The organism is Bacteroidota bacterium, from assembly GCA_018266835.1.
Lineage (GTDB): Bacteria > Bacteroidota > Ignavibacteria > Tepidaquicellales > Tepidaquicellaceae > JAFDZO01.
In genome coordinates, this window is record JAFDZP010000001.1 from 212,715 (window position 1) to 233,492 (window position 20,778).

At 35.1% G+C, this 20,778-nt stretch carries 15 protein-coding genes; 4 read left to right on the forward strand and 11 right to left on the reverse strand.

Annotated elements, in window-relative coordinates; genetic code table 11:
• Positions 1-87: 87 nt before the first annotated feature.
• Entirely contained in the window at positions 88-1,398 is a 1,311-nt protein-coding gene (locus tag JST55_00875) for a T9SS type A sorting domain-containing protein (protein MBS1492028.1), read from the forward strand.
• A gap of 155 nt (positions 1,399-1,553) precedes the next feature.
• A complete protein-coding gene (locus tag JST55_00880; protein ID MBS1492029.1) occupies positions 1,554-4,514 on the forward strand; it encodes a glycosyl hydrolase in 2,961 nt (986 codons plus the stop codon).
• Positions 4,515-4,524: 10 nt separating this feature from the next.
• Here the strand turns inward: JST55_00880 and JST55_00885 are convergent, their stop codons facing one another.
• From JST55_00885 to JST55_00895, 3 genes are all read right to left on the reverse strand, one after another.
• A complete protein-coding gene (locus JST55_00885; GenBank protein MBS1492030.1) occupies positions 4,525-4,995 on the reverse strand; it encodes a hypothetical protein in 471 nt (156 codons plus the stop codon).
• A 54-nt stretch (positions 4,996-5,049) separates the two neighbouring features.
• On the reverse strand, positions 5,050-5,475 hold the full coding sequence (locus JST55_00890; GenBank protein MBS1492031.1) for a hypothetical protein: 426 nt from the start codon (positions 5,473-5,475) through the stop codon (positions 5,050-5,052).
• A gap of 794 nt (positions 5,476-6,269) precedes the next feature.
• The gene (locus tag JST55_00895) at positions 6,270-7,574 is read right to left on the reverse strand and encodes a sigma-54-dependent Fis family transcriptional regulator (protein ID MBS1492032.1); all 1,305 of its coding nucleotides are present in this window, start codon (positions 7,572-7,574) and stop codon (positions 6,270-6,272) included.
• Positions 7,575-7,729: 155 nt separating this feature from the next.
• Between JST55_00895 and JST55_00900 the strand changes: the two genes are divergently transcribed.
• Entirely contained in the window at positions 7,730-8,605 is an 876-nt protein-coding gene (locus tag JST55_00900; protein ID MBS1492033.1) for a hypothetical protein, read from the forward strand.
• A gap of 11 nt (positions 8,606-8,616) precedes the next feature.
• Here the strand turns inward: JST55_00900 and JST55_00905 are convergent, their stop codons facing one another.
• The 3 genes from JST55_00905 to JST55_00915 all read right to left on the reverse strand — a co-directional run bounded on the left by JST55_00905 (position 8,617) and on the right by JST55_00915 (position 12,656).
• Positions 8,617-11,082, reverse strand: coding sequence for a TonB-dependent receptor (locus JST55_00905; GenBank protein ID MBS1492034.1), 2,466 nt, complete (start codon positions 11,080-11,082; stop codon positions 8,617-8,619).
• Between the two features lie 133 nt (positions 11,083-11,215).
• Complete coding sequence (locus JST55_00910; protein MBS1492035.1) at positions 11,216-11,521, reverse strand: hypothetical protein; 306 nt, start codon at positions 11,519-11,521, stop codon at positions 11,216-11,218.
• A 70-nt stretch (positions 11,522-11,591) separates the two neighbouring features.
• Positions 11,592-12,656, reverse strand: coding sequence for an aromatic ring-hydroxylating dioxygenase subunit alpha (locus JST55_00915; protein MBS1492036.1), 1,065 nt, complete (start codon positions 12,654-12,656; stop codon positions 11,592-11,594).
• Between the two features lie 128 nt (positions 12,657-12,784).
• Here JST55_00915 and JST55_00920 point away from each other — a divergent pair, with 128 nt between their 5' ends.
• The gene (locus tag JST55_00920) at positions 12,785-14,911 is read left to right on the forward strand and encodes a T9SS type A sorting domain-containing protein (protein ID MBS1492037.1); all 2,127 of its coding nucleotides are present in this window, start codon (positions 12,785-12,787) and stop codon (positions 14,909-14,911) included.
• 60 nt (positions 14,912-14,971) lie between these two features.
• On the opposite strand, the gene mutL is transcribed toward JST55_00920, so the two are convergent.
• From mutL to JST55_00945, 5 genes are all read right to left on the reverse strand, one after another.
• Positions 14,972-16,831: a DNA mismatch repair endonuclease MutL gene (mutL, locus tag JST55_00925; GenBank protein ID MBS1492038.1), complete on the reverse strand. Its 1,860-nt coding sequence runs from the start codon at positions 16,829-16,831 to the stop codon at positions 14,972-14,974.
• Between the two features lie 26 nt (positions 16,832-16,857).
• The gene (ftsY, locus tag JST55_00930) at positions 16,858-17,802 is read right to left on the reverse strand and encodes a signal recognition particle-docking protein FtsY (protein MBS1492039.1); all 945 of its coding nucleotides are present in this window, start codon (positions 17,800-17,802) and stop codon (positions 16,858-16,860) included.
• A 92-nt stretch (positions 17,803-17,894) separates the two neighbouring features.
• Positions 17,895-19,043, reverse strand: coding sequence for an acyl-CoA dehydrogenase family protein (locus JST55_00935; protein MBS1492040.1), 1,149 nt, complete (start codon positions 19,041-19,043; stop codon positions 17,895-17,897).
• Positions 19,044-19,126: 83 nt separating this feature from the next.
• Positions 19,127-20,164: a mechanosensitive ion channel family protein gene (locus JST55_00940; protein ID MBS1492041.1), complete on the reverse strand. Its 1,038-nt coding sequence runs from the start codon at positions 20,162-20,164 to the stop codon at positions 19,127-19,129.
• 24 nt (positions 20,165-20,188) lie between these two features.
• Entirely contained in the window at positions 20,189-20,764 is a 576-nt protein-coding gene (locus JST55_00945; GenBank protein ID MBS1492042.1) for an orotate phosphoribosyltransferase, read from the reverse strand.
• Between the last annotated feature and the right edge of the window lie 14 nt (positions 20,765-20,778).

The window sequence follows — 20,778 nt, forward strand, 5'->3', positions numbered from 1 at the left end:
TTCTTTGAAAATAATAAAACTTTAAATTAATTTTGCATTACATCTATTTATCATTCCAGTTCTCCCCGATACCGATGTAAAAACTAAATGAAAAAAATTAACATGAAAAAAATAAATTTAATACTTCTCTTTTTACTTTACTGCGGAATTTCTGAGGCGGGGACATGGCTTCCAACGGGTTCCTTAGCAAGTAACTGCGCAATTTTTACAATGACAGGAACTACTGGAGGAGATGTAATTATCTCGGATTACAATTCAATGCTGCAGAAAAAATCAGCAGGCAGTATGACATGGACACCGGCAGGATTATCAGGTAGGAAAGTCAGATACCTTACAACTTTACAAAACGGAGATATTTATGCAATATCGGGAACAGGTTCATACATTGCTTCAAGCACATCAATGATTCACCGGTCTACGGACGGAGGGACAACATGGCAGGATTTATTCAGCAGAAATTTTCCTTTTAACAATATGGTCGGCGGAGCGATGACTGTCATGCAGGACGGTTCATATCTTGCGGCTATCCCTGTTCAAAAGGGACCTACAATCGGTAACATTGTATGGACATTGGTTTATAAATCTACTGATAATGGCACAACATGGTTTGCGAAAGATTCAAATCAGACAGGGGAGCCTAAAGGAATGATAACCGTTGGTGATAATAAAGTTTTTTTGGGAAGCACTGAAGACGGCGTTTATTACAGTGCAACAGGCGGTGACCATTGGTGGCCGATTGATACAACTACTCACTTCTTTGGGACTCGATACACTATGGACATTGTAAAGTCACGTGAAGGCACAATATTTTATACTGAAGGAGCTAAAGTAAGAAGAAGCACAGATAACGGGTTACATACAACAATATTGGTAACTCCAAGTCCGTCATCTTCAATAAATGCTATCTGCGTGGAATCTGATAATGAAATGTATATAGCAACGGATGATAAGAAAGTATATAAATCAACTAACATGGGTGACACGTGGCAGGTAATGACGACAGGACTTCCTGGCGCCGCAAATGTTTACTCATTAAAAATTATTGACGGAAAATTATTTGCAGGTACTTATGCTTACGGAGTATTTTATTACGAGCCGGATGCTGTGGGAGTTCAGAACGGAAGTGAAACAGCAAGTAGTTTTGCTTTGAATCAGAATTACCCCAATCCTTTTAATCCTACTACAAAAATTTCTTTTTCAATTATTAAGTCTTCATTTGTGAATTTGAGTGTTTACGATATGCTTGGTAAAAAAGTCAGTGAAATTGTTAACGGTGTAAAAGCAAATGGAAATTATGAAGTAACGTTCGATGCATCATCACTTTCAGGAGGAGTTTATTTTTATAAACTTCAGACTGAAGATTTTTCGGAAATTAAAAAAATGACTTTGATAAAATAGGATTTCATAGCACCTATTTAATATATGCTTCCCGTCTAAATTCAGAAGGGAAGCATTTTTTTTAGATAAATTTTGTAAAAATTATTTTCAATTGTTTTAAAACTTTCCCGAACTTACTCCATTTAAATCCGTCTTTATTTTTTCTAAATTGACAAATGCGAAAAACTATACCTCTTTTTCTTCTGATAATATTATCAGTCAGCCCCTTATTTAATTTGTCTTTTTCTCAGGAGCTTAATCCTGTTGCACCTACTACTGCAAAAGAAAGATTAGAAACTTTCAGCTATAAAAAACAGATGCAGGAAAATTCAATATTGAAAAACACTGAATTTGAAAACATCGGTCCTTCAATTATGAGCGGACGCGTAGTTGATGTGGAAGTCTCACCTAGTGACCCTACAATATTTTATGTTGCATACGCATCGGGCGGATTGTGGAAGACAGTTAATAACGGAATGTCATTCACTCCATTATTTGATAATGAAGCCGTGATTACCATAGGAGATATTGCTGTTGACTGGACGAATAATATTATTTATGTAGGAACAGGTGAAAATAATTCAAGCCGTTCCTCATACTCAGGTACAGGAATATATAAATCAACTGATGACGGCAAATCATGTAGTAACACCGGACTGGAAGAAACTCAGCACATAGGAAGGATTTCAATCGACCCGAAAAATCCGAACAAAATATTTGTTGCAGCATTGGGACATTTATATTCTCCGAATTCAGAAAGAGGAATTTATGTCAGCGAAGATGCGGGAAAGACATGGAAGCACACTTTGAAAATTGATGATAATACAGGCGGAATTGATTTAGTAATCGACCCTTCTAATTCAAACACAGTTTACGCATCAATGTGGTACAGAACAAGAAGAGCATGGAATTTTGAAGAGAGCGGTTCCACATCAGGAATTTATAAAAGCATAGATGGCGGCAACACATGGAATTTAATCACAACATCTTCATCGGGATTTTTAACGGGAAAAGAAGCAGGAAGAATTGGTCTGGCTATATATCCAAAGAATCCGCAGATAATTTATGCAGTGGTAGATAATCAGAACTCATCAGCTAACAAAGATGAAGATCATGATAAGCTTACAAAGGATGGTCTGAGAAAAATATCTGAAGATGAGTTTATGCGAATTGATACAGCAAAGCTGAAAAGTTTTCTAGAAGATAACGGATTTCCCGAAGAATATACTGCCGAAAAAGTTTATGAAATGGTTTCGAATAAATCCATTAAGCCGAACTCATTAGTTGAGTATCTTGAAGATGCAAATACATTACTTACAAATGCCGAAGTAGTAGGGGCTGAAGTTTACCGTTCGGACAACGGCGGCGCAAGCTGGAAGAGAACACATTCAGAGAGTTTAGAAGGAATTTTCAGCACATACGGTTATTATTTTTCGCGCATATCGGTTTCTCCCACAGATGAAAATAAAATTTATGTTATGGGAGTGATTGTAGTAAAATCCTCTGATGGCGGAGCTACGTTCAAATCAATTAACGAAGACAATGTTCATGCAGACCACCACTACATGTGGGTTGATGCAAACCGTGAAGGACATTTAATAAACGGCAATGACGGCGGGCTGAATTTATCTTACGATGACGGAAAGACATGGCAGAAACTGAACGCTCCCGCTGTGGGACAGTTTTATTCAATCAATGTAGATAATGAAAAACCGTACAATGTTTACGGCGGCTTGCAGGATAACGGCGCGTGGGTGGGACCAAGCAATTATCAAAAGAGTCTGGACTGGCAGCAGTCAGGTGAATATCCATATAAAAGCATTATGGGCGGCGACGGCATGCAGGTGCAGATTGACAGCAGAAATAAGGATATAGTTTACACAGGTTATCAGTTCGGAAATTATTTCAGAATAGACAGAAGCAAAAATGATTACAAACAAATCACTCCGCAGCATAAACTTGGTGAGAGGCCATACAGATTTAACTGGCAGACTCCGATTAAACTTTCTCCCCACAATCAGGATATTTTATATATTGGGTCTAATAAATTACACCGCTCATTTAACAGAGGAGACACCTGGGAAGCAATATCAGGTGATTTGACAAATGGCGGAAAAATAGGGGATGTTCCTTACGGAACATTAACAACTATTGATGAATCTGTTTTGAAATTCGGTTTGCTTTATACGGGAAGTGATGACGGCGCGGCTTACGTATCGAAAGACGGGGGAAATTCATGGGAGAAAATTTCAAATGACCTTCCGCAAAATTTATATGTATCAAGAATAAGGGCATCAAAGTTTGATACAGCAAGGGTTTACATTTCATTGAATGCATATCGTTACGATAATATGGAATCATTTGTTTTTGTATCGGATAATTACGGAAAAAAATGGGAGAGAATCGGCAAAGACTTGCCCGCAGAGCCGGTAAATGTAGTGATTGAAGATTCTGAAAACAAAGATATTTTGTTCGTAGGTACAGATGGAGGATTGTACTGCTCATTAGACGGCGGAAAAACTTTTAATTCGATGAGTAAGGGATTACCAAATGTACCTGTGCATGATTTAGTTATTCAGGCAAGGGAGCATGATCTGATTGTAGGAACTCACGGACGCTCGCTTTATAAAACGAATTTATCTGATATAGAGAAATTAAATTCGTCTGAGCTTGATAAAGATCTTGTCTTTTATGATATAGATAAAAGCACATACAACAGAAACTGGGGAATGAAACAGGGCAGATGGGGAGATATATTTAATCCTAAAATTAATTTCACTTTCTATAGCAAAAACCCCGGTCAATATAAAATTACAATCTATTCAGATGATAAAATTGTAAATCAATTAACAGGCAGCTATTTAGCAGGCTTGAATTATATTGAATATGATTTATCAATCGATACTTTAACCGGTAAATCATACTTCGATTTTATTTCTGATAAATATAAGAACGATAAAAAAATAAAAATTAAACTTAAGGACTCGGGTAAATATTATCTTCCTCCCGGCAAATATAAAGTTGAGCTTGATGCTAACGGTACAAAAGAGACTAAAGAGTTTGAAATAAAAGAAAGCAAAAGAAATAACGGAAAACCCTCTCCTTTCCCGAAAGAAAATGAATCAGAGAGGGATTAAAATTTTCCAATTATTTTTTTGGCTCTAGACCCTGATTACCTGTATCAAGTGTAAATTTCCATTTGCCTGATTTATCTTTTTTCCAGATAGTCACGTAAGTGCCTTTGCGTATATCCTCAGAGCCGTCTTCTTTTTTTACGTGCATTTCCCAGGTGCCGTAGGTGTAGCCAAGCTCACCTGATTCAGCTATATCTGCATACAGCGGCGCCCATGTAAGCGTTAAATTCTTGTCATCATTTTCTAAAATGTCTTTTGTGATAGTTTCTTTTCCGACTATAGGATAAGTGTATGGTCGGAGCAAGACTCCGTTATCTGCGACGTATACAATAAAAGCGTGATTCATACCTTTCTCTTTCGATAAATTTGAGAATTCAATATCGACCTGAATTAATTCGTCTTTGCCTTTAAATAAATTTTTTTGAGCGGAGAAAGAAATCTGAGAGATGAGAAGTAAAAAGGGAATTAGTAATAATGTTGTCATAAAAAAGTGTTTGTTTAAAATTTTAGACAAACACTTTAATATGACTGTGACAATTTATTTTACCTGAATTTCTTTTAAGCCAGAACCAAGTCCGAACGTTCCGTTTTTATCAGCCATTTGCCAAGCGAAAAAATATGTTCCGGGATCAACAGGAGCAGTAACTTTGAATTTGAAATCATAAGTCTTGCCCGGTTTTACATTTCTCTTAACTTTGATAGAGTCAATTCCCCACATGTTGTTATTTCTGGCATTCATTCTTGGGTCAGTGTAAATAATCCAGTATTCACCTTTCCTCCAGGTTTTTTCACCTGTGTTTTTAAACGAGACAGTAACGTTATATGTCTTGCCACCTGTCAATGAGCTTTCAATTTTCTGAGATGAAAATGCAGCGTCGTTTTCAACAGGTTTTTGTTGCGCTTTCAGACTTAATGTGAAAGCCAGCACTAATAAAAATACAGATAATAATGATATTTTTTTCATAATAATTCTTTGTTCTTTTAACTCAAGTTTTGATTAATAGTTTCGAGAAGTTTAGAACAATCGTGGCATCAAAAATGGTTTTATATTAAGCAGAAGTTAATCAAAATGTACAAATATGATTATCAGAAGAATTACAAAACCCGCTAACTCCTCTCAAAATGACCTCGAATCAGCTGCTTTTACAGGAATATTTTTTATTCTTTGGGCTGTGATTATAGCTTTAATTGTATAATAATCAATAAATAAGTCGAAATGTCCTTTTCACCTGTTCAATTTTAATGATTAGTAATTGTCACAAACTTAGCTAAATTTTTAAGTATATCCTATTATACAAATAACTGATAATTATGTCAGTCGTTGTCATATTAGTCTATGTATGTCACTTTTTGAATGAATATAAAATTTATGGCACAGGAAATGCAATATTACAAGATAATTACAAAATTAAACTTTAAAAACATCATGAAAACAATCAATAGCATTAAAAAAGTAGGATTATCAAAGTTCGAATATTTTAGCTTTGCAGGAATTGCAGTACTATTATTAACCGTATTAGTAGGCTTTATTGCAAGATAAATTTTTTAATTAACAATTTTTAAAAACTAAAGAAACTAAAATTTACCCTTATGAAAACCTATAAAAGCATTAAAAAAGTTGGATTAACAAAATTCGAATATATCAGTTTTGCGGGAGTAGCGGTTTTAGTACTTACAATTGTAGTAGGTCTTATAGTAAAGTAAAACACAATAAATTTTATTTCTAAGAAGCTCCGGCCCCCAAATACCGGAGCTTTTTTATTTAACTCTTTTCTTCAGATGCTTCTTAATAAAATCACGTTCGAACTCTTTTAATAATTCATTTTTACTTGCTTCGTAATCTGTATTAATTTCTTCGTTTAGTTCCGGTTCTTTAGCAGCAATTTCACCGTCAATTTTTATTCTGTCAGGAAGCAAATCTCCCGATATAATTCCGTTCTTGCAAAGCACAGATGCGCGCTCAGCAATGTTTTTCAGTTCGCGGATATTTCCGGGCCACGGGTACTGGAAAAGCAAATCTTTTACTTCTTTTGAAATCTCTTTTATCTTCTTTCCGTTTTCTTTTGAATATTCTTTTATGAATTTTTCAAAATAGAAAATAATATCAGAAGGTCTGTCTTTCAAATCCGGCAGGTGATACTCAAAAACATTTATTCTGTAATAAAGATCTTCTCTGAATTTTCCGTCTTTAATTAGTTCCTTCAAATTTCTATTGGTGGCAGCTATAATTCTAACATTAGTACTTATCGGTTTCGGGTCACCGACTCTGGCAAACTGTTTTGTCTGAAGTACGCGAAGCAGCTTAACCTGAAGAGGAGTATCAAGATCACCGATTTCATCAAGAAAAATTGAGCCGTTGTTTGCAATTTCAAAATATCCTTTATGGTCCTTAATAGCACCGGTGAAAGAGCCTTTTGAGTGACCGAATAATTCAGACTCAAGAAGCTGCTCAGGAATTGCTGCGCAGTTTACAACTACAAAAGTATTTTTATTTCTTTTACTGTTCTTATGAATAAACTCTGCAAGCACTTCTTTACCTGTTCCGTTAGAACCTGTTATTAAGACTGTCGAATCTGACTGAGCTACTTCTGCAGCTTCAGCAAGAATTTTCTTAACTTCATCACTCTTAGTTTCAAATTTGAATTCAACCCTTTCAGGTGATGTTTTTGCCTTCTTTAACTGGGAATTTTCTTCAAGTAATTTTAATCTCTCGAGGCCTCTCTCGATACTTAAAAGCAGTTCTTCTTTATCGACAGGTTTGGTAAGATAATCAAATGCACCAAGCTTAATAGATTCCAGCGCCGCTTTTACTGAAATGTAAGCCGTAATTAAAATGATTACAGATTGAGGATTAATTTTTAAAATTTCTTTGGTAAGCTCAATGCCGTTCATACCAGGCATATTGAAGTCCGTTACGATTATATCATAAACATCATTCTTAACGTATTGAATAGCTTCTTCCCCGTCAATAGCAGTTGTGACGTCGTGATTTGCTTTATACAATACCTGTTTGAGAATACTTAATGTAACATTGTCATCATCTACAATTAGAATTTTGGCCATGTGTTTTAGGGGTGTTTAGTTGTACGTTTTGCAAAGTTAACTATTGGAAAAAAGTATTACAATTTGTTAATTTTGCCCTAATTAAATTCTTACCTTTGGGAATTTTAAATTGCAGAAAAATATTTTATAAATTATTGTTATATTGAACAACTCACATGGCAAAAAAATTACTTATTATATTTTTCTTATTCATTTCTTTCAATTTATTTTCGCAGGATTTGCGCTTCCGCGAAGTATGTAAGCTTCCTGCTAAAGTAAATGAATCTTCGGGTATTGAAATAAATAATAAGAACGAACTCTGGAGCTTCAACGATAGCGGTGGTGAACCTGAAATTTATTGTTTCGATACAACAGGGGCATTAAAACGTACTGTTGTTATAAAGAATGCAATTAACATTGACTGGGAAGAAATTTCTCAGGATGATAAAGGAAATTTTTATCTGTGTGATTTCGGAAACAACAATAACGATAGAAAAGATTTAAAGATTTATAAAATTCCGAATCCTTCCAATCTTTTTAATGATACTGTTGAAGCGGAAGTAATTAAGTACAGTTATCCGGACCAGACTGAATTTCCACCTTCAAACGAGAAAAGAAATTTCGACATGGAAGCATCTTTTGTTTATAAAGATTCTATCTATCTCTTTTCAAAAAACAGGACTGAGCCGTACTCAGGATTTCTCAGAGTTTACACATTACCTCTGAAAGCGGGGGAGTATAAAGCTAATCTTATAGATAGCATTTACATTGGAACAGGTCCATTCTTTGCTGACTGGATTACATCTGCCGATGTATCACCTGACCACACAAGCTTCGTATTATTATCCAATAATAAATTCTGGCTCTTTAAAATAAAAAACGGCGTGCCCTTAACAAAATCAGAGCACACCGAAATATTTTTACCTGTCATGTCGCAGAAAGAAGGCGTCTGCTATATAACTCCAACCGAGCTTTACATTACCGATGAAGTGAATAAAACAACAGGCGGAAATCTTTATTACATAGATATAAAAGATTACCTCACGCCTTAATTTATTTCTATTTAAAACCCATCAGGAACATCCATAGGCTCATTATTATTATCACGTTTTCTTCTTCTGTCTTTGTTCGTGTCGGTACCGAATTTATAGGTCATCGTTAAAAATACAGTTCTTGAATCTCTCTTTCTTTCAAACTCATCATAAAATGTTGCATCGGAAATAGTGCCATGGAATTTCTGTGTGTTGAAAATATCCGATACTCTTAAATTAAACGTCAGTTTCTTATCCATAAAATCTTTTTTCAGACTTAACTCTGCATTTGAGAACGGGTCAACCTGTCCCTGTGCGGATAAATTTTTGCCCGAGTAAAAGTATGTTGCTTGCAAGCCGAAATCAGCGGGAAGATTAAATGTTGTAAACAATCTGCCATTCCATGAGTAAGCTGAGTTACTTTGTCCTGTTAAATTAGTCGCATCGTTCTCTGTTTTAGAATATCCAAGCGTTCCGTTTATCATCCAGAATTTGAACGGGTTTGCATTAACTGTTACTTCAAATCCGTATGAACGCGAGCTGTTAAAATTTTCCTGAGTTGTTAAAGTAATTACGCTGTCATATTGGACTCTGACTCTTGAAATTTTATCGTTCGTCTGTCTGAAATAAATTGACGGAGTAATTATAGCAGATGTAAAATATTTCACAAAATTGAATTCAAGTGAGTTTATATACTCAGGATTTAAATCCGGATTTCCTGACTGATAATTCAACGGGTCAGATGTATTTAAAAAGGGATTTAAGTCTCCCATATCAGGTCTTCTTATTCTTCTCGAGTAACTTAATTGCAGTTCTTCACCCATTCCAAGCTTCTGAGAAATGCTTGCATTGGGGAATAAGCTGAAATAGCTCTTTGTGAAGTTTGAACCTTGTGTAATCTGCTCGCCTTTAGTATTAGTCTGCTCACCCCTTAATCCCAGCTGAAAACCGAAGTCCCCAATTTTATTTGTATAAGCTAAGTAACCAGAATTTATTATTTCCTGATAATTGAAAGTATTGGTCAGAGCATTATCTGTTATAAAACTGTTTGTATTGTAATCATAATTTTCTGTTCTTGTATCGTCGTCTGTTTTTCTGTAAATCGTTTTCACACCGGCTTCAAGCTTGCTGTCTTCACTATAAGGGTTTACATAATCAATCTGAAAATTAACTTCATCGTTTTTATCTGTATTGAACTGATTCAATTTTGTTTGAGGAGTAACAGGTATTGTATAATCTGTTAAGCTGTTTAAATTAGAATTTCCTTCCGTGCGTGTATAATTAAAATCACTGCTTAAAGTCTCTTTCGGTTTCTTGAATTTAAGAAGGTAATTTGCTGCTACTCCGTACGTTTTTCCGCTGTTTAAATTATAGTCACGGTTGAGATAGCTGCTTGTAGTTAAAGGACCGTTCAAAACATTGGTAGTGCTGTTGCCTCCTCTGTTCCTGTCTCTGTTGTTGAATGATAAGTTAAGTCCGAGATTCTGATTTGCAGTCATAGTCCAGTCAATACCTGCGCGTACCATATGAGATTGCATTCTCATATCGTTGTTGTTTTGCTGGTCTATTTCGGTTACATAACTATTGCCAAATGTTTGCCTGTTATTATATCCGTTCATATTCATATTGAACAATCGCATATCATAGCTGCCTGTAAGATTATAATCTGAAGTCTTTTTATTCAGATTGATAGAAGAATTATATTTATCTCCTGTACCCACATTTGCAGAGACACTTCCGTTCATACCTGTCATATCATTTTTTTTCAGAACAATGTTTATAATTCCTGATGAACCTTCTGCATCAAACTTAGCAGTGGGGTTTGTCATCATTTCTATTGAAGATACTTTATCTGCCGGCATCTGTTCAAGGATTGTAGAAATATTTGAGCTGTTCAATCCGTATGGTCTGCCGTCAATCATAACTTTTACGTTTCCGCTTCCTCTGAAACTTATATTGTTATCCTGGTCAACTGTTACTCCGGGAATATTCTTCAATACATCTATCACACTTCCGCCTGTAGTCGTCATTCCTTTTTCAACGTTGTAGATTTTTTTATCGGGCGCAAATTCTATAAAAGACTTTTCAGCTGTGACATCTATCTGTTCAGTTGTAACGCCCGTAGTCATTCTTATTGTATCCAGAATCAGTTCAGGAGTTTGAGGTGTTAAAGTTATACCCTGCATCACAGCTTTTTTATATCCTGCAAAGCTTGCAACAAGTTTATATCTTCCGCCTTTCAAATCGCTGAAAGTGAATTTACCTTTTGCATCGGTTTCAGTTCCTGTTACCAAGCTCGAATCTTTCTGCTTAAATAATTGTATGGTTACAGGAGATAACGGAGCTTTGTTATCCATATCGATTACTACTCCTGAAATTGTACCTCTGAAATTCTTAAATTTCTCCCTCATTTCGGGAGTGAACTGCGGATTATCTTGAGAGAAAATTCGGAATGGATTTATTAAAATAAATAGAATTAGTACAAAAAATGTTTTCATTAATGAGATAGTAATGGGATTAATTTAATATGCATATCAATCGTTTGACATAAAATAATGCCAAAAGTTTAATAAACTGATAGGAAATTTTATAAGTAATATAGCAATTTACCTGATTGCCAGAACAGGAATTTTAATAATCTCTTCTGTCTCTTCCGAAACGTTTTTTGCCGTATTTACCGCCTGATAGGTAAACTATAAGGGCAACAACAATGTGCAGCCAGAACCATACATTATTTGTACCCATGTGCTGGGCAATCATAATGATGATAAAAACTCTCGGTAAAAAAACTGTTAAGAGTACGCTTATTAAATTTGATAGAGTTGTAGCAGGAAGCGAATCAAATAAAAAGAAACCGATGATAGAAATTCTTGGAAAGAATAGACTGAAAACTAAAAATACTACATCAATTGGAGTGCTTGAAAAAATCGGAGTCATATTGATAATTTAATTTTATCGGTTATACTAAAATATGATTAAAAAGGGCTAATTTCAATTAAAAAATTGATTATTTTTCCATGAATTCCTGAATCAGTCTGTGAAAATGATGTACTCCCTGCTCACGCGAAGGGGAGAACCTTCCTGATTTGTATAACTGTGATTTAATACCTCTCTGAACATTTTCTACAATTGCTTCATCTTCACGTTCAACTCTGTCAAGTCCTGAACCTGCTCCCATGTTGTACTTGCTTTCATCTGAAATGTATGTGATGAAGGAAACCTTTGTAAGATTTTTTTCTATAGGTCTTACGATGTTTATTGAAAGTCCCCATGGATAAAAGTTAAACATCATGTTTGGAAAAACCCAGTAGTAATAAGCTGCAATATCTTTTTCAGGGGAGCTATCAAAAATTACTTCGCCCGGCTTTGCTTTGCCGACTTGCAGATTGCAATACCTATAAATCTCCTGAGTATAGTTTGCATAGTCTAATGCATCGTTAAGACTTTTATGAATATAAGGAATATGAAATCCCTCAAGATAATTTTCGCAGTATAAAGCCCAGTGAGCTTTTACTAAGTAATCTTTAGAACGGTTTGTATCCAATACAAGTTTATCAAACGGGAACCAATGGAGTCTTTCTTTTATCTCTTTGAAAAATTCTGAAAACGGTGCAGCAGGATTTAATGAAGCAAAAATAAAATTATTTAAAATTTCAAAACTTACTTTCGGAAGATTATCTTTTTCAGAAGGGAAATTTTCACACTGCTCAAACTCAGGCATGAATTTAAATTTACCCGTTAAATCAAACTGTCTTCCGTGATATCTACATCGGAGTGACTTTACATTTTCAGCTCCTTCGCAAATTATATTCGCTCTGTGTGTGCAAATATTTGACATACAGTTTATGTTGTCAGCATAATCTCTGGTAAGAAGTAAAGGCTCATTTAAAAATCCGTCAAGTAACGTAAAAGGATAAACCTGTCCCGGTACTTTTACTAAATCTGTATCTCCGATATACTGCCATGTCTGTGAAAACATTTTTTCTTTAGACTGCGCAAAATATTTTTCTTCTCTGTAGAATTCAGCCGGAAGCGTTGGAGATTTTTTTATATCGGGATTTATGTTGAACATGGAAAATAATTTATAATTTGAAATTAACTAACTCAGGTCTTAAAAAAAATTACAAATGATGTAAAAAAATATATCTTGAAAGTATAGTATGAAAACTATTATCTTATAATTGAATTTAAATTAATAGTATGAAATCACTGAGTTTATTTTTTATTCTGCTCCTTTTTATATTTATTAATTCCGCACATTCACAATTCGGCTGGCAGCTTCAGAATCCCAAATTTACCGATGATATCGTAGACTGCAGATGGATAAATCAAAATACTGCTTTTCTTGCAGGGTTTAACTTTTCACTGGTAAAAACTACTGACGGCGGACAAACCTGGAAACATAAAACCAACGGGATAAATTTTAATGATGAGAGGCAAACTATTCAGCTTCTTGAATTCATAAATGAGAATACAGGGTATATTCTGACTGATAAAATTTATAAAACTACTAATGCAGGTGAGCTGTGGATTCCGGTTTCTGAAGGAAATATCTGGAAGGCAAGCGCAGTTGCAAATGGAGTTATATATGCAGTTACGGGTATGGATAATGCAAAACTGATTAAAACGGTTAATGAGGGTTCAACATGGACAGAGCTGAAAGATGTTTCAGATCTGAACTTTGTACAGGTTAAATTTTTGAATGCTCTTACAGGTTTCTTTACATGCTCACCCGGAATTAACCAAAAAACAACTGACGGAGGAAATACCTGGACTAATGTAAATATCACTCAGACCGGCACTCCGCGCAATCTGCAGAACATAACATTTGTAAATAATACCGGCTATGGAATTATAGATGGAAGAATATTAAAATCGACTGACTTGGGTTCAACATGGATTGAAATTTATAATCAAAATTATTCTACAGGATTAAGTGTCACATCAGAGAATGTTATTTTTAGTACAATTGGCGGCCAAAGTAACAGCAGAATTTTAAAAAGTCTTGATGGTGGAAGCACTTGGGATTTTACAAATATGCCTGAGTATATGTTAACAAGTTTCTACGATGCATCCCATGGATTAGGATTTTACAGCAACGGAGTTGTTTATAAAATTTCCAACATTGGTTCAACTTTTGAAATTATCAGCAGTAATATAAACTTACGCGCTGATATTATAAGAGCGCAGTCCGTATCACTTACGAGTGCTTATATGCTTAGTGAGTACGGCGAATTTTATTATACAAGCAACAATGGAAGTAACTGGGTAAATACACAGACTAATGTATTCCTGAAAGATTTTAAATTCCTGAATGAAAATTATGCAGTGGGAGGAACAGAAACCAATATTGTTGCTTCATCTAACGGCGGAACGAATTTTCAAATAAAAGCATCTGCGCCAAATGCCAGAGATTTTCAGATAATAAACCAGAACAAATTTTATTTTATAAGCACACTGAATAATCATTCATATGTAAGCTCCTCAGAAGACGGGGGAAATACAATTAATATTTTATATCATACTATAGATATAAACAACGGCGACAACGGTGAAAGTTTTTTGTTTAAAGATTTGAAATTTATAAATCCAACTACCGGTTTTTTAATGTTAAATGAGTCAAGCTGGTGGAGACTCGGTACCAGTTACAGATCGGTTATTTTAAAAACCACTAATTCAGGAGCCAATTGGGAAGAAGTATCTGCTTTTGTTCATACCAGAGGATTCGCATTTCATATATACGAGAATACAGCATTCGCGTCTACCGAATATGGTTTATATAAATCAACTGATATGTGTCAGACCTGGATTTTGGCAGCTGATCTTAATTCATGCACATCAATCCAGTTCACTTCGGCCATGACAGGTTTTGCAGCAAAGAATACTGACATTTATAAAACAACAAACGGTGGAAGCAATTGGGTACAACAAATCTCAAACGGCAATGTGACCAAGATAGCTATGTATAATTCAAATTTGGGATATGCGACGGGATATGCGGGAACGGTTTATTTCACTGATAACGGTGGAAATGTAGGGATTACTCCGATATCAAATGTAGTAGAAGGTTATAAGTTGTCCCAAAATTATCCAAACCCATTTAACCCAACAACAAAAATAAATTTCTCAATTCCTAAAAGCGGATTGGTTCAGATAAAAATTTATGATATGCTGGGCAGGGAAGTTCAGTCTTTAATAAATGAAATGAAAACACCGGGTGAGTATAATATCGATTTTAATGGAAGTAATTTATCAAGCGGAATATATTTTTATAAACTGATTACCAACGATTTTGTAGATACGAAAAAAATGATGCTGGTTAAATAAGAAAGTAAAATTTAAAATTGATTAGTAAGGCGCTGTTATTATGATGGCGCCTTTTTTATTTTATGTTCTTGAAAATCTGCTGTCAAGCTCATCGGTTGTGATTCTTATAACCGTAGGCCTTCCGTGCGGACATACATACGGCATCTTGCATGCAAATAAATCGTCAATCAGTCTTATCATTTCTTCTTTCTTTAAAGAATCACCGGTGCGTACTGCGCTGTGGCACGCAAATGATTTAGCAAGATTATCTCTTTTCTCAAGATTTAATTTCAATTCGTACTCTTTGTACTGGTCAATTAACTCCTGAAAAATTTTATTTTCGTTTCCAATCTTCACATCGGCAGGCAATCCGTAAAGTTCAATGGTTTCATCTTTGCCTTCTTTGAAATTAAAACCGAGATTGAATAACTCCTGCTTTAATTCCAACGCTATCTGAAAATCAATTTTTGTAAGTTTGAATTTTATCGGTATAAGTAACTGCTGGGCAAATGATGACTGCGACTCAAGCATAAGTAATGCTCTTTCGTATAAAATCCTTTCATGCGCCGCATGCATATCGATTATCATAAGCCCGCTTTCAGTCTGCACCATTATATATTTTAAGCGGTACTGCCAGACATTAAAATTATGCTCTTCGTTTCTTTTATGCTCAATTATATTTGAGTTGTTGTTTTTGTTCTCAGCGTTTTCTTCCGCCTCGTTCTGTTCAAATACAGTCTCATATTGATTTTCATCTACAGGTCTTGATGCTTCAAAGATAGAAGTAATTTTTGCAGGCTCTCTGTTGAATTCAAAATTATTACTTTGTGAAAAAGAATTATTTGAATAATTACGTGAATCATTTCCGGCAGGGGACTTGTAATGAAACGTCTCTTCTTTATCTATTGATGGAATTGTATCCTGCTTATTAAATCCTACATTAAATACTAAATCAGCTTCTCTCAAAGAATTCTTTACTGAATTTCTAATAAATCCAAACACTGCTCCTTCTTCCTCAAACTTAACTTCTAGTTTTGAAGGATGAACGTTAACATCAACTTTCTTCGGGTCAGTTTCTATAAATAAAAAGAAAGAAGGATAATCTCCTTTTTCAATTAAGTCATCATAACCTGAGTAAACTGCGAAGTTTAAATTCTTGCTTGTAAAAAATCTATTGTTAAGATAAAAATACTGGTCCTGCTTTGATTTTTTAGTAAAGTTCGGTTTTGAAATGTAGCCGTTTATTTTGATATACTGATTTTCGGAGTGTACTTTTATCAGCGAATCCGAAAATGCAATTCCGAATAATTCCGCAATCCTTTCTTTTAATTCATGTCTCGGCAAATCAAAAATAGTGTCTTCGTTGTTGATAAACTTAAATCCTATACTGGGATTTGAAATTGCTAACTTTATAAACGTCTCGTATATATGCTTGAACTCAGTCTGATTTGATTTTAAAAAATTTCTTCTGCCCGGAGTGTTATAAAATAAATTCTTGATTGAAAACGATGTTCCTCTCTCGCTACTTACTTTTGTAACTTCTTTAAACTCGCCGCCTTCAATTTTTATCATCGTGCCGACTTGCTCGCTCTCAGTTTTTGTCTTCAACTCGACTTGTGATATAGAAGCAATCGAAGCCAGCGCTTCTCCTCTGAATCCCAGTGTGCAGATATTTTCTAAGTCTTCATACGTTGATATTTTGCTTGTAGAATGTCTCTCAAAGCTCATCAATGCATCAGCTTCCGTCATCCCAATTCCGTCATCAATCACCTGAATTAAATTTTTTCCTGCTTCCTTTATTATAAGACATATATTCGAAGCGCCTGCATCGATAGAATTTTCCATCAGTTCTTTTACAACAGATTCCGGTCTGGATACAACTTCTCCTGCAGCAATTTTATTTGATAGAGTAGGTGGTAATATTTTTATTTTGTCGGACAATTCTTATTGTTCAAAAATTATTTTTCTCATTTTTCAAAGAGGGCTTTTACAAAATTCTCGCTGTCAAATTCCTGTAAGTCATCTATCTGCTCGCCGACACCTATGAATCTAACCGGCACGCCCATCTCCTGATTTATTTTTATAACGATTCCGCCTTTAGCAGTTCCATCAAGCTTAGTTAAAATTATTCCTGTAAGACCTTCCATAGCTTTGGAAAATTCCTTTGCCTGGTTTAGTCCGTTCTGTCCCGTAGTTGCATCGATAGCTAAAAATATTTCGTTCGGAATATCAGGTGTAATTTTTTGAATAACTCTTTTTATCTTCTTTAACTCTTCCATCAAATGCGATTTGTTGTGTAGTCTTCCCGCAGTGTCTATAATAACTATATCCGTACCTTTTGATACGGCTGACTTCACCGTATCGAATGCTACTGCAGCTGGATCGCTGCTCTTGGGATTCTGAATAATATCCACGCCTGCGCGCTTAGCCCATATTTCAAGCTGGTCGTTCGCCGCAGCTCTGAATGTATCAGCCGAGCCTATCACAACTGACTTTCCTGCATTCTTAAAATTATATGCAAGCTTACCGATGGAAGTAGTTTTGCCCACTCCGTTAACGCCGACAATCATTATCACATACGGCTTCTTTGTAATATTAAAATCAAATGTTTTGAACTCCGATGTTGACTGCGCAAATATTTTTTTCAGTTCGTCATATATAAGTCCGTTAAGCTCTTCTTCGGTTTCGTATTTATCTGTCTTAGTTCTTTCTTTAATATTTTGTATTAAAACTTCTGCAGTTTCATATCCGATATCAGACGTAATAAAAATTTCTTCAAGCTGCGCTAAAAAATCATCATCAATCTTTCCTTTTGCTTTTATTAATCTGTTTACTTTACCGAGTAAATCGTCCTTAGTTTTATTTAAGCCTTCTTTTAATTTTGAAAACTTGAACTTATCAAAAAATCCCATGTATAAATTTTTGTAAAATTATTTAAAATAAAAAACCTGACAAATCGATAATCTGACAGGTCTTTTAAAAATTAATTAGATATTTTGTATTATTAATTATAAATATCAAGAAGGTTTCTTGAAATAATCATCTTCTGAACTTCTGATGTCCCTTCTCCGATAGTTAAAAGTTTCACGTCTCTGTAAAGTTTCTCAATCATAAATTCTTTCATATAACCGTAGCCGCCATGGATTTGTAATGATTCCGTTGTTGCTTTGCATGCAGCCTCAGATGCATAATATTTTGCCATAGAAGCTTCCATTGCAAACGGCTTGCCTTCATCTTTTAATTTAGCAGCTCTCATGGTAAGAAGTCTTGCTGCTTCAACTTCCATTGCCATATCGGATAATTTGAACTGTATTCCCTGGAACGATGACAATGTTTTTCCGAATTGTTTTCTTTCCTTTGAATATTTTATGGCAAGATCTAAAGCGCCCTGTGCAATCCCGACTGAAAGAGCAGCAATAGCTATTCTTCCGCCGTTAAGAATTTGCATACACTGATTAAAGCCTGCGCCTTCTTCACCGATCAAATTTTCAGCAGGGACTTCAACGTTATCGAATATCAGCTCAGCTGTATCGGATGAACGCATTCCGAGTTTATTTTTTATCGGAGCATATGTAAAACCTTTCATTCCTTTTTCCATCACAAAAGCAGAGATACCTTTGTTGCCTTTTGACTTATCGGTCTTGGCTGTTACAACATAAGTTCCGCCCACAGTCCCCTGTGTAATAAACATCTTGCTTCCGTTAATAACATAATGTCCGTCCTTTTTTTCGGCTGATGTTGCCATACCGCCGGCATCACTTCCAGAAACTGCTTCAGTAAGACCCCATGCACCTAAGCTTTTGCCTGAAGTAAGGTCAGGTAAATATTTTTTCTTTATTGCATCATTTCCAAAAGAATAAATATGGTTGGAACATAGTCCGTTATGTGATGCAACTGTTAATCCAACAGAAGGATCTATTTTAGAAATCTCTTCGATTATAATTGCGTATTCAGTTGTTGTAAATCCCGCTCCGCCGTATTCTTCCGGGAAAATAATTCCAAGGAATCCCATCTCACCCATTTTCTGCGCAATTTCCATAGGGAATTCTTCTGACTCATCAAATTTAGCAATTACAGGAGCAATTTCATTATTAGCAAAATCACGCGCTAATTTTTGAACTTCAAGTTCTTGTTCTGAAAGATTAAAATCCATTATTAATTATTAGTGTAAGTGTGGAAAATTAAAAAAACAAATATACTTATTTTGAAGATTTTCTAATATGTAAAAATTGGTAATTAAGGTTTCGGGGGCTCAGTATTATTTTGTAAGTCATATAAGGTATGTAAAACCATTTCCTTAACTGCGTTTTCAATTAAAGTGCCCTTATCTTCGTTCTTACACCAGCAGACCAGTATCAATTCGTAACTTTCAAGGTTGAATCTTGAAAAAACGAAAGTCGGTGCAGGCTCTTTTAAAATTTTATCAAGTGAATTTATGTTCTCAAGAATTTTCTCTTTAACGTCATCAATTTTTAATCTGTAAGGGATAAAGAAACCGAATCTTATCTTATGATTTCCTCCGTCGAAGCTTAAATTTGTTATGCTGGATTTTGTCAGCTCAGTGTTCGGTACTATGAGCATCTTTCCTTCAAGAGTAATTATTCTGCATGAACGGATTCCAATCTGATAAACCGTTCCTGTGTTCCCATTATTGGTTTTAATTGAGTCACCAATTCTGAAAGGCCTGTCGATTAATATCACAATCCCTGCAATAATGTTGGCAAGAGTTTCCTGTGCCGCCAAAGCAATTGCAAGCGAACCTATACCGAGTGAAACAATGAACGAATTTATGTTTACACCAAAGCGGTCAAGTACGATTATCAAAGCAACAACGAATATAACAAGCTTTAAAATTTTTGAGAGCAGGGAAGTTATGTTTGCATCGACTGCGCTTCCTTCAGTAGCACGCTCAATATATTTATGGAAAATAAAAACAATTCCTCTGAATGCAATAACTGCTGCAAATGCAATGGCAAGAATGAAAATAATGTTTTCAAGGATTGCAAAAGTCGAATCATACTCAAAAATATTTTTTGCTCTGAATGATGACCTTATGTATCTGAAGCCTACATATAATCCTACGAATGGAAAAACAAACCTGATAAATCTTGGTGAGAAAAATTTTGTGTGACCGAGAATAGAACGCTTTGCGAAATATTTATTTAAAACGGATGCGATTAAATTTGCTATTAGAAATGACGCGACGAACATAGCTATTGCAATCAGAAGATTGAACCGTATCGGGTCAACGAAATTTAATATATCTACTCCCATGTAAAAAAATTATAACTAAAAATTTTATGATTTTAAATAACGGCTGCCGGGCTTCGTGATCGGAATTTCATTCAGCCAGTCAGGGACTTCATCAGGTTTGAATTTTATAACTTCAACTTCTGCAAGCGCATGCTGCTCGACTCCGAAGTTAGCTCCACTCTGCCTGTCAATAACATAACCCACGCCGACAATATTCACAGGATAATTTTTAAGCATGTCTATAACTTCCTGCACGCTGCCACCCGTAGTAATTATATCTTCTACTACTAACACATTTTCACCTTCGTGAAGTTCAAATCCTCTGCGGATACTCATTACTCCATTCTCTCTCTCGGCAAAAATAAATCTTACATCTAATTGTCGCGCGACTTCATTACCAAGTACTATCGCTCCCACGGCAGGGGAGAGAACCACATCTATTTTCTTACCTTTAAACTTTTCTATAATACCTGCAGCGAACTTCGAGTTGTATTCAGGATACTGAAAAACTTTTGACTTCTGAAAGTAATGGGGAGAGTGATATCCTGATGTAAGCACAAAGTGACCTTCAAGATATGCATCAGCTTTTTTGAATATTTCAAGAACGTCTTGTTTGTTCATATGTGTTTTTATTT